Source organism: Pseudarthrobacter sp. fls2-241-R2A-168, assembly GCF_030209335.1.
Taxonomy (GTDB): Bacteria; Actinomycetota; Actinomycetes; order Actinomycetales; family Micrococcaceae; genus Arthrobacter.
Genome location: NZ_JARVSG010000054.1, coordinates 1 through 11,044, shown reverse-complemented (window position 1 = coordinate 11,044; position 11,044 = coordinate 1). Strand labels below are relative to the sequence as shown.

Below are 11,044 nucleotides of genomic sequence, written 5' to 3'. Positions count from 1 at the left end.
AGGGCTCTCGAAAATCCTGCGAAGCTGAGTAGTCTTCTTCTCGATCATGACCTCGTTAACTTTTCGTTAGGTTTTTCGCCCCAAAGCGATAGCTAGATGTGGCGGGTGAAGCTCGTACCTTGGCTAGGAGCTTCTTGACTAATTGCCCAAACGTCGGCAACGGAGGCCAGCTGCACTCGCGAACAAACCGTTCGGGCTAGGTCACCGCAAGCCGATTGGTCGCGTGCCACGCCGGTCGCGGATCCAAGAGACGGTTGTAAGCTTCTTTCTCCGGGAAAGCTTACTCCGGCGACGTTTCTGCGAACCCATGTGCCCAACCGGCCTCAGGCGTGGTAACGCCGAGAATAGCGTGGACTTTGCTCGAGAATTTCCACCCCTGGTTAGTCCTAACGAGGCGATCGTCATACTGACCCAGGATAATCTTAGACTCGCCCTGCGACCCCTGGAGTGCGACGAAGTACGCCCGGTGACGGGCGAAACCATTCGGCAGGATGTCCACCACTTGATTCGTGACATAGTGCTGATTGAACTCGGTGCCGCCGTCGAATGCCCTACGGAAGAATTTTTCGATCGCTACCCGCCCCGCTAGTTTCCCGGACGAGCTATACACCACTGCATCGTCTGTGAACATGTCCATCAGGTGGTCAAGGGCCTTCATTTCGTCGGCGATTGTATTGTAGTGCGCGATCGTCGCGCGGACTTCCTCCTTGGCCTCAAGCGCAGCGACTCGGGCGATCAGATCGGAATCCAACATGAAGCCACCTCTCATCGTTTGTCCAAGTATGCAGGACCTTTATATACGAATCAATAGAATGTAAGAGAAGAGCCTTTACCCCACGGCCACCCATCGCGTCCAAAGTGTTTGTCCGGCAGCCAAGGCGAGGATTCGCTGCGCTGCCGGCCTGCATAGGGTTGAAGGCGACGATGGAACTCCGCGGAAAGGTCAGAGTAATGGGCGGTCGGTGGGGCCAGCGATAGCCTGGTCGCCTTTGATACGGCCACTGCGGCCGCTATGGGCAGAAGCCAGTTCTGAGAGTAACCGCCGGGCAAAGATGCAGGCCGCGTGATCTGCTGTGCACCAGTGCCGCCAAACAGAGCGGGAACGAAATTCCGAACGTATGAGGCTCCGCGAAGCGAACGACGTGCCGGTCGCATGCCCGCCTTGACACCCGTCCCGCGATGGGCGCATATCTGGGTGGCACCTGTCAACTCCGGAAAGTTGTACAACAGCCGACCCATTGATATCCTGATAATGATACGGCTTGATACAGGGTCCAACTGGCCGCTCCCCCGCTGCAATGAAGGAGATATCCATGGAGTTTGGAATTTTGATTGGTGATCAGCCGGTCTCGAGCCCACCTGAGGAGCATTTCGACCTCATACTGCGAAAGGTGGAGGCGGCGCAAAAGGCCGGGTTCACGTATATGACCATGGGTCATCACTACCTCTACGACGGTTTCCGCTGGCTCCAACCCATCCCATTGCTGGCGCGTCTGGCCGCGGAGCTCGACGACCATGTGCGCATCGGCACCACCGTGCTGGTGGGTCCGCTCTTCCACCCGGTCTCCCTGGCCGAGGACCTTGCCACTCTGGACATCGTCTCGCGGGGCAAGCTGGTTGTCGGGCTCGGGGTTGGTTACCTTCAGCACGAATATGACGTTTTCAAGAAGCCCTACAAGCAGCGCTACAAACTGCTCGAAGAGCTCATTGAAGTGATGACGAAATGCTGGACTCAGCCTCGGGTCACTCATCACGGCGAGTTCTTCGACATCGACGACCGCCCGACCCACATCCACCCCATTCAAAAGCCACGCCCTCCGATCTGGCTCGGAGCCCTGAAGGAATCGGGAGTGCGGCGCGCGGCGCGGCACGGTGACGTCTGGACGATCTCACCCAAACTGCCCGTCGACGACGTCGAAAGGCTGACCCACACCTACGTCGCAGAAAGGGAGAAACTCGGTTTGCCGCTCACGAAGTTCCCGCTTCGTCGTGAACTCCAGATCGGGGCGACATTCGAAGACGCTCTGCGAGACTTCGCCAGAGTTTCCCAGGGGAAATATTTGTCATACGCCGAGCAGGGAATGCAGCTCCTGGATAAGGAGCGGGTTGAGAACGACTTCCTCGACAACGTCAAGGACCACGCCGTCCTTGGGACCGCCGAGCAGGTGCGACAACAGCTCCGCGACATCGCCGCACGGGTTCCGATCGGGCCGCTTCTGGTTCGGCCGCACTGGCCCGGCATGGACGCTGAACAGACCGTTGCCTACCTGGAGAAGGTTGGTCGTGAGGTGGTTGAACCACTCAAGGATCTCGAAAGCATCGACTTCGAGAAGTTTGCCCCCAGCACAGTCGCGAAGTAGTCCGAATGACGGCAACGGCACCCGTTGTTGCCAGGTGGGCAAGACCTGTTCGAACGAAGGCTGAGGTGCGGCGCTCGTGAAGTTCGCCTTCGAGTGATGGCAACCCTGTGCAGGGAACTTCGACAGAGTGCCGCCCTGGCCGACAATGCATATTTGGCGCGATCCGGGTCGGCTATTTTCCTCAGCCTGACCACACTTGCTTCACAGACAACTCGCGTAGTTGCCGAAGTGTCCGGACGACTTGCGAATCGGGGATTGAGGGCACGGAGCTGGGCCTCGCGATACTCAAGGGGGCGACGACGGCATCGGCGCAGCCGTCCGCTGTGGCTCAATCTGACCTGCTGGTGGTCGCGAGTCGACAAACCAGGCGACCTACAGCCGGCTGCTGAAGACGTTCCTCTACAAGCTTGCAAGCCCGACCGGGATGCAAGGGGGGGTTGTCGTTACCCGGTTGGTAGGCAACACGTGGAGTCACGCCCTTGCCGCGGAGCTAACACTGAAACCAGTACTGGTCGAGTTGAGCGCCACAACCGTACTACCTGGCTTGTTCCCTCTATATTCCGAGTTCGAATCGGGTCGCGTTCTGGAGAATGGTCAGCGCTGGCGTCAGTTGTTGCACAACTGACTAAATCCGCGCCCCAACCTGACCACTCTGTTAACTTCGGCACTGCCACCGCGGCGATTATTAGCATGCAGTACGGCTGGGCGGTGATCGGTTCGATAGACGCAAGCTGCTCCGTCAGCCAATCAAAAGTCCTAACGTCAACCGGATGGCACCGCCTGAGCCCCGACTGTTGGGTTGAGGGCTTCAATTTCGGCCCAGCATTAGCCGTTTCTCTTATAGCTGCCTCTCGCCCGGTAACCTCGCCGCGAGCTTCGCGGTTGGCCCCGGCGCTTGGAAGAACACGTAGGTGAGCCTTGGGTCCAGCTCGGGTGGGATCTACTGCAGCCACGGGGTCTTTCTCCAGCGCTGCATCCCGGTCGGTGTCACAGGAATTCTTGATCTAGATCATCCAGTCCAGCTCCTCGCGTTACAGCTGACCTTTAGCCCGCCCGCCGCGACCACCGGCAGCAGCACAGCTCGAACTCACAGGTCCAGGCCCTTCCTGGAGGTGCAGATGAACCTGTCAGCTCCACCACCGCCGCGGGATTGTATCGGTACGGAAGCATCATCACCGTGGCGCCCATCTGTAGGCGCTTGGTGCGCTGAAAGCTCGATCAGGGCCGAGGCGACCTGGTCTCCGAACACGTCGCCCCAGCGGGCGAAGGCAGGTTCGAAGTTCAAGATCAGCGAGGCATGCTCGTAGCGTGAAGAGACGAGCTGGAAGAACACGTTCGAGGCGTCCAGTTCGAACGGGATGTAGCCAACCTCATCGACGATGATTAGTCCGTAGTCGCGCAGCCGGACCAGTTCATGCGGCAACCGCCCACCTTGGTGCGTCGCCTGCAGGGGGGCCAACAATTCGATCGCCGATTGGAACAGGACCCGTTGGCCCAGGTGGGTGACCCGCAGCAGCAGCTCGGTGCGAGGTGGATTCTGCCCGTTTCGGGAGGGTCAGCAAGACGATGTTGGACACGTCGCAGTGAGGAACGCGCCGCTGGCCAGATGCGCGATGGTGTTCCGTTAGAATCCGGGCTGGTGGAAGCTGAAATCCTCGAGCGACTTGCGAGCTGGGAACACGGCAACCGTGCACGCATCTCAACCCCAGATGTTTCTTGTGCGGCGACTTTCCGGGACAGGACCGCGGCGAGGTATTCCTCGTGGGTACGTCCGTTCTCGCGGGCCTGGTCCGTGTCGCTGCTTCATAAATCCGGGGTGCTTTCATCGCCGGGAGTAGAACCCGATCTCGCCGGGGGTTTCTCTGGCTTCGGCCATCAGGCAACCTGCCCATCATCGAGCACGACACCGAAGGCCCCATAGTCGTCAGCGGGGTCCCTCAGCCCGGTCGTGTCGGCCCCAGGTGCCTGGCTTTGGAAGGCTTTCCGCCTCGTTCGGGCGGCTTCGCCGTGATCCGGATCTGTGATCATCAGGCCGGCGCCCCAAAATTGGATGTGGGTTCCCAGGCACCGGCCGTGAAGGCTCATCGTGACGATTTCCATGTCTGAAGTGATGTCGACGGACCTTCTGATCGCATGCGAATGCTCCGAGTAGCGACAGGAGCCGATCCGGACGTAGTAGTCCCGCGGGAAGGCACGAGCGGGCAAGAACAAGGTCTCCAGGAACTGGTAGGCACGCTCCACCACGCCCTTGCTTTCAGATCGTACGGTTTGACCGGCATGATCCTGGTCGCGAGAACCCCGGCTAACGCGCGATTCCGGCGGCATAACTGTTTCACCGGCTGATGCCGGTTTTGTTATCTCGGATCAGCCGACGCGGAAAAGCGCCCAGTTACCCGAGCAACTCGCACGTCCCGGCCAGCAGTTCGCCGGACATACGGGACGGAATCATCCCGGCCGTGAACCGCGAATCTGAGTAGACAACCACCAGCACCGGCAGAACTTTCAACTGCCCACCATCAACCGGTATCCAAACCTCTGGAAACCACAAACGCGCTACGCCTGATCCCGGGGTTGATAACTGGCGGGGCTGCGGTATCCGCAGGGGCATACTCCGGCCGGATCTAGTCCACGTGCTCCCGGAACCATGCCGGGGAACTGCACCCAATTCCCACTCCCCGCGAGCACCGTTGCCAGCACCGCGCGTTCTCTCTCAGCACCGCATGGATCACCGGACCACCGTGATCCCGGAATGCGGCGCACACGCACATAAGTCGGCGGACCATCAGCCCTGATTGCTTTAGCAACCGTGTTTCGAGAGATGCACAGCTGCGCCGGTATCGATATGATCGACTCACCCCTCGGCAAGAGGCAACCGCCGGATATGCGCCAATCCTCCACAGTGATCACCCACCCAGTCGTTGGAACGAGTGGCTCACTTTTCGACCGTTATCGACACGTTGATCTCGACGGGAAGGCTGTCCAGAGTCATCCCAATCAGCCGGAGGGCGGCGGCGACCGCCTGTGCCGGCTGGGCGTGAATGGAAAGTCTGGTTGCGCAACCATCGCGGGGGCTTCCAGCCCGCGAGCCCTCAAGTGCAAAGGGTTGTCGCCATCGCCTCACTGAGGAGGACTAAGCGGTCGCATAATCAGTGAGTGTCAGCGAGTTGCCTGCCGTGATGGATCCTAGCGAGCGGTGACCTTGCCGGACAGCTTCGCAATCTGCGCAAGAACGAACGGTCGTGCCGCGATCCAGCCGCCGATGATGACCACCAACGAGGCGAAGAAGATCCAGAACCCAGTCCAGTTCACAACATCCCTGCCGGCGTACATATGGTTCAGGTTCCGCAACGCGCCGGTCGCGAAGACCAGGGCGACGTGCACGAGGATGAACGCTGAGAAGAAGAGCATCACTGGAAAGTGGATCGCCCGCGCCAGCTCCACAGGGTAGAGCTTACTGAGAGTTTTCGCGTTCTTTGGCCACACGCCCGACATGCGGACGCCGGTAAGGGCGGCCAGCGGTGCGGCGATGAAGACGGTGATGAAGTACATCAGCTGTTGCAGGCTGTTGTAGTTCACCCAGCCGTTCTCGGTCGGCCAGTTCAGCGACAGGTACTGAAGCGCCGCTGAAAGCGCGTTCGGGAACACTTCCCAGCTGGTCGGGACGATTCGCATCCAATGCCCGGTGACGAACAGCATTACAACGAAGAGGATGCCGTTGAGCAACCACAGGATGTCCAGCGATTGGTGGAACCAGAGCGCGAGGCTGATCTTGCCCTGCCCGTTTTTCGACCAGCGCGGCGTCCAGTAAGCGCTTGGCTTCTGTTCGGTGCGCACCTGCAAACCCGAGCGGATGATCAGAACGATCAGGAAAGCGTTGAAGAAGTGCTGCCATTGCACCCAGGCCGGGAACCCAGCGACCACGCCCTCGGGCAAGTGGTACTCACCCGGATACGTGGTCATAAAGTCCCGCATGGCCGGCAAGTTCACCAGCCACGTTGCTGTGACGACCACGAGCAACGCCGCGAGCAGCAGTGCCAAACCACCCAAGACCGCTACCCTCAGCGCCTTCGGAAGCGAGAGTCCTTTGATTTGTCGACGCTTCGGTGTCGCGGCCGAAGCGGGGCGACGCGACGACGGCGGTGGCACGGGAGCGGTGGGGCGAAGCTGCGCGGCGGGGGGAACCGACGGGACCAACTCAGGTGTGGGCTCAGCGGGAGCCACCACCGGAGTCTGGGAAGCGGTCACAGCCGCAGCGGGTTCCGGCGTGTCGACGACGGGCGCAAAACCCGCCAGGGGCCACCGCTCACCTCCTTTGATACGGGGCAGGCCGCGGCGCAGCGGGCGGTCAGACTCGCTCGCAGTCGGAACAGTCACGGTGTGCGCGGCGCGCGTGACCGGAGTCGCTGGGGCACCACTGTCGGCCGGGGCCGCAACCGAAGCTGTGGCCGGGGCAGCGCTCATGACCCCGTGCGGGGCTGGTTCGCCCACCGGTGGCCACGGCTCGGTACCGGGAGTTCGCGGCAAGCCGCGACGCCTGACGCGCATCCCCTCAGGAGCAGCGGCAGCCGACAAAGGTACGGCCTGCGTCGGTCCCGACGGCGCTGGCGGTACCGATGGGTCAACAGTTTCCGGCAATTCCGGCGCACTGTCACCAGTTTCTTGGTGCGTTAGCGCTAGATGGTCCGGCACATCAGCGGCGGGCGGCCACGGCTCGCCGCCGTGCCAGCGCGGCAGACCACGGCGAACCGACCCCGTATTAGTCGCCACTGCAGCTACGCTTTCTTCTCGCCGAGCGCCGCGATCAGCTTCGGCACGACCGTGAAGACATCGCCGACCACACCGAAGTCCGCGATCTCGAAGATCGGCGCATCCGAGTCCTTGTTGATCGCAACAATGGTCTTCGCCGTCTGCATGCCTGCACGGTGCTGGATCGCACCCGAGATGCCGAGGGCGACATAGAGCTGTGGCGACACGGATACTCCGGTCTGACCCACTTGATGTGTCGACGGTATGTAGCCCGCGTCCACTGCGGCGCGTGACGCGCCGACCGCTGCACCCAGCGCGTCGGCGAGTTCTTCCACCAGCACGAAGTTCTCCGTCGAGCCCAAGCCCCTGCCGCCTGAGACGACCTTCGCTGCCCCCCGGAGTTCCGGTCGATTCGATGTCCCCTCGACCTCCGCGAATGAGACAACGGATGCCGCGGGTCCGGCTGTGCTGACAACCTCCAGCGTCGTCACTACCGGCGTGGCTGCTTCGGCTCGGGTGTCTACGGCCCCCTGACGCAGCGTGATGACCGGACTGCCGAAGGTCACCGCCGAATCCACGTTGTACCCACCGCCGTATACCGAGTGGCGGGCAATGATCCCTTCCTCGTCGCGGTCCACCCCGATTGCGTCGACCGCGAGGGCACTGGCGGTGCGAACCGCGAAACGCGCCGCAGCGTCCCGAGCCTCGACCGAATTCGACACCAGCACCGCCTCGGGTCGCACCAGCTCCGCAGCGGAGACCAGAGCATCAACCAGCGGCGCCGTCAGTACTGACCCAGCCGCCTCAGTCTCCACCACCAGCACCTGGGCGGCGCCAAGCGATCCAGCGGCCTGAGCCGCGGCCTGACCCTGACCGGGTTGAGTGACCACAAGTGCAACCGGGGCGCCGACGACCGAGGCCGCGCCCAGTAGTCCCGCGGCACTCTTCGCGAGAGCCCCGGAGCGCATAACTTCCGCCAGCACCAAGATCGAATTAGCAGCAAAGTTCGTCATAATCACTCACACCAATCGGTTCTGCACAAGGAACTGAGCGAGCTGCTCGGCAGCGTCACCCTCGTCCGTGATCTTTACGCCCGCCTGCCGGGCCGGCTTCTCAGCGACCGCCGTGATTATTGAACGCGGCGTCAGAGCATCCGGATCAACCCCGAGATCTGCAAGGGTGAGGGTCTCGAACGGCTTCTTCTTAGCCGCCATGATGCCCTTGAAGTTCGGAAACCGGGCGTCCGGTAGCGCCTCGGTGATCGACACCACCGCAGGCAGCGGTGCTGACACCCGCATGGTGCCCTCATCAGAAGCACGCTCGCCACGCACCTCGCCATCCGACAACTCGACGGTGCGCATACTGGTCGCGTGCGGCACACCCAGCCGCTCGGCAATCATCGCCGGGATCACTCCCCCCGAGCCATCCGTCGACTGGTTCCCGGCGATCACCACGTCGAACCCGATCCGCTCAATCGCTGCAGCGAGCACCTCCGCCGTTAACGTCAGATCAGCGCCCAGCATCGCATCATCCAGCACATGTACCGCGCTGGTCGCACCCATGGCAAGGCCCTTGCGAAGGGTGGCTGGCACTGAATCAGGACCCACCGACAACAGCACGACTTCCGTGTCCGGGTGCGACTCCGCGTAAGCGACAGCAGCCTCGGTCGCCCGCTCACCGATCTCGTCGAGCACCCTATCGCTCGCAGCCCGGTCAGCCAGACCGGTCTCTAAGTCGAGCCTACGGTCCGCATACGTGTCAGGGACCTCTTTCACCAGCACAACTATCCTCATCGACTTCTCCTAGCCATTCGATGCTCCACACAGATCGCCCTCAGTGGTCGTCCGTATCGGGGGTTCTAAAAAATTGGTCGTCTTGACATTGAGTCAATCCGCTGCAGAAGTGGACTCTCGGGCGAATCCAGGCCTGTTAGCGATGCGCAAAGTGAGGCTGGCGTTTGTCACGGAAGGCAACCATGCCCTCAGTCTGATCATCAAGCGCAAAGGTTCCAGCGAAGGCCTGCTTCTCGAACCTCAGTCCCTCGCTAAGCGCCATCTCCTGAGCCGCCTGCAGAGCATGCTTGGCCGCGTACACGACAGGCAAAGACTTCGATGCGATCGCCTCCGCTGTTTTCGCAGCCTCCGCCAGCAGATCGTCGGCATGAACGACGCGAGATACCAGCCCCGACCGTTCCGCTTCCTCGGCGCCCATCATCCGCCCCGTAAGCACTAGTTCAGCTGCCTTGTACTTGCCGACAGCGCGCGGCAGACGTTGAGAACCACCGATACCCGGGATTACTCCGAGGACGATTTCAGGCTGACCGAACTTGGCGTTGTCCGCAGCCAAGATAACGTCACACATCATCGCTAGTTCACAGCCACCACCGAGGGCGAACCCGGCGACCGCCGCTATGACAGGCGTGCGCAGACGATCGAAGTCACCCAAACTTGCAAAAGGGTCGTGAAGGTACATGTCGACATATCCCTTTTCGGCCATCTCCTTCACATCGGCACCGGCCGCAAAGGCCTTAGCCGACCCGGTCACCACAATCGCGCCGATAGCGGGATCGGCGTCGAACGCCATTGCCGCCGCCACGATTTCCCCGATAAGAGTCGAATTCAGCGCGTTCAACACCTCCGGCCGATTCAAAGTGATCCACCCAACACGGCCCCGGGTTTCGACCAGGATTGTCTCGAAGTCAGTCATGAGGCTCCTCTGATAAGGCTTTGCGCCGTGGATACGATGAAGCGTCTTGAGCGCCTCCTAGCAATTAACCTAACTGTACCAATCATTTGAATAGAATGCGACTGCCGCACCAAGCAATGACGGTTCAGTCAATGCCCCTTCTTAGGAACGCTTCTCAGGTTGCGTTGCCCTCAAGCTGCCGACCAAAACCAAGGCTGCACACCTCAACGTCCTTGCAACGCCTCACGTTTGCGTCGCATCACATAGAGGAGGACGCCAAGCCCCGAAACCCTTTCTTCTTCGTGGTGTGAGGATCGAGTTAGGCAACAGTGTCGAACTAAAGGGGCCCCACTGAGCCCAGCCAGCCTGTCTGATCCGGAAGGGGCAAGATGGGAGCCTAGAGTCCTAGCCCCCGCGAGTTCATTGGCGGCTGCGCGACAAGGGGGCGCCGCCATCCTCGCCGCCCAGGCCGAGATGATTTTTGGGTACGCCGTCGGCCTGGCGACGCCGTACAGGCGCCGGGCCCAATCGAAGGCCGCGATCTAATCGCGCTCAAGCCAGGACCGGGCGGTGGACCCAAGGGGCTAAATTGAGGCCATGCCACTTTTGTGACGTGACCAGAGGCCACCCACAAACGGCGGACTCCACGTTGCACCATATACGGAACGTAGGGCTTTCGATCTTCGCCCTTGACAGCTAATTCGCCTCAGATGGCACTGTTATAACTCGCTTAGCAAGCGTACTTACCTTTTATTAGTAATCATGCTTATTATTTTAGGGCCAGTATCGCTGGTTCTTGATCAACAACCGGCCTTCTTGGAAAGAGAGAGCGAAGATGACAGAGAACCAATGGCCCGAGGATCCCGCTTACACGGCTCCGCCGGCCTCCACAGGAATTCCGGGCGAGCGAAGCGCCACCACTTTCCCGTCCGCCGCCACCCCACAATATGGCGAGGCACCCGCTGGAGACGCCTCCGGGACGTCGCGCAAGGAAGCAGCGAAGGAAGAAGCCGCAGACGTAGCCCGGACAGCGAAGGGCTCCGCACAGAGTGTGGCCCAGACGGCGAAGGAAGAAGTTGCCAACGTCGCTTCCGAGGTGAAGTACAGCGCCCAGGATCTGCTGGCGCAGGCCAAGTCAGGATTGACCAGCCAGGCCGGTACGCAGCAGCAGAAGGCGGCAGAAGGTATCCGGACCATGTCCAGCCAGTTGCACAGCATGGCAAGCGCTCCCGATCAGCAGGGCATGGCCAGTG

At 61.2% G+C, this 11,044-nt stretch carries 8 protein-coding genes and 1 pseudogene; 2 read left to right on the top strand and 7 right to left on the bottom strand.

The window, feature by feature from the left end:
- Positions 1–280: 280 nt before the first annotated feature.
- Positions 281–754 (bottom strand): nuclear transport factor 2 family protein, encoded by a 474-nt coding sequence (locus QRN11_RS21555; RefSeq protein WP_285314444.1) that lies wholly within the window; start codon positions 752–754, stop codon positions 281–283.
- Between the two features lie 559 nt (positions 755–1,313).
- Between QRN11_RS21555 and QRN11_RS21550 the strand changes: the two genes are divergently transcribed.
- Positions 1,314–2,360: an LLM class flavin-dependent oxidoreductase gene (locus tag QRN11_RS21550; RefSeq protein WP_285314443.1), complete on the top strand. Its 1,047-nt coding sequence runs from the start codon at positions 1,314–1,316 to the stop codon at positions 2,358–2,360.
- 1,087 nt (positions 2,361–3,447) lie between these two features.
- Here the strand turns inward: QRN11_RS21550 and QRN11_RS21545 are convergent.
- The 6 genes from QRN11_RS21545 to QRN11_RS21520 all read right to left on the bottom strand — a co-directional run bounded on the left by QRN11_RS21545 (position 3,448) and on the right by QRN11_RS21520 (position 9,812).
- Positions 3,448–3,819 carry an ATP-binding protein gene (locus tag QRN11_RS21545; RefSeq protein WP_502935065.1) on the bottom strand — a complete coding sequence of 124 codons (372 nt, stop codon included), beginning with the start codon at positions 3,817–3,819 and terminating at the stop codon, positions 3,448–3,450.
- A gap of 416 nt (positions 3,820–4,235) precedes the next feature.
- Entirely contained in the window at positions 4,236–4,601 is a 366-nt protein-coding gene (locus QRN11_RS21540) for a Mu transposase domain-containing protein (protein ID WP_285314442.1), read from the bottom strand.
- Positions 4,602–5,543: 942 nt separating this feature from the next.
- Entirely contained in the window at positions 5,544–6,407 is an 864-nt protein-coding gene (locus QRN11_RS21535; RefSeq protein WP_285314441.1) for a cytochrome b/b6 domain-containing protein, read from the bottom strand.
- Between the two features lie 725 nt (positions 6,408–7,132).
- Positions 7,133–8,119 carry an electron transfer flavoprotein subunit alpha/FixB family protein gene (locus tag QRN11_RS21530; RefSeq protein WP_285314440.1) on the bottom strand — a complete coding sequence of 329 codons (987 nt, stop codon included), beginning with the start codon at positions 8,117–8,119 and terminating at the stop codon, positions 7,133–7,135.
- A 6-nt stretch (positions 8,120–8,125) separates the two neighbouring features.
- Positions 8,126–8,899: an electron transfer flavoprotein subunit beta/FixA family protein gene (locus tag QRN11_RS21525; protein ID WP_285314439.1), complete on the bottom strand. Its 774-nt coding sequence runs from the start codon at positions 8,897–8,899 to the stop codon at positions 8,126–8,128.
- Positions 8,900–9,035: 136 nt separating this feature from the next.
- Positions 9,036–9,812: an enoyl-CoA hydratase-related protein gene (locus QRN11_RS21520; RefSeq protein WP_285314438.1), complete on the bottom strand. Its 777-nt coding sequence runs from the start codon at positions 9,810–9,812 to the stop codon at positions 9,036–9,038.
- A gap of 814 nt (positions 9,813–10,626) precedes the next feature.
- Here QRN11_RS21520 and QRN11_RS21515 point away from each other — a divergent pair.
- Positions 10,627–11,044, top strand: a pseudogene (locus QRN11_RS21515) (hypothetical protein); the annotation flags it as partial.

Coding starts and splice junctions, on each gene's coding strand:
- QRN11_RS21555 (WP_285314444.1), bottom strand. CDS start 754: ATGTTGGATTCCGATCTGATCGCCCGAGTCGCTGCGCTTGAGGCCAAG.
- QRN11_RS21550 (WP_285314443.1), top strand. CDS start 1,314: ATGGAGTTTGGAATTTTGATTGGTGATCAGCCGGTCTCGAGCCCACCT.
- QRN11_RS21530 (WP_285314440.1), bottom strand. CDS start 8,119: ATGACGAACTTTGCTGCTAATTCGATCTTGGTGCTGGCGGAAGTTATG.
- QRN11_RS21525 (WP_285314439.1), bottom strand. CDS start 8,899: ATGAGGATAGTTGTGCTGGTGAAAGAGGTCCCTGACACGTATGCGGAC.
- QRN11_RS21520 (WP_285314438.1), bottom strand. CDS start 9,812: ATGACTGACTTCGAGACAATCCTGGTCGAAACCCGGGGCCGTGTTGGG.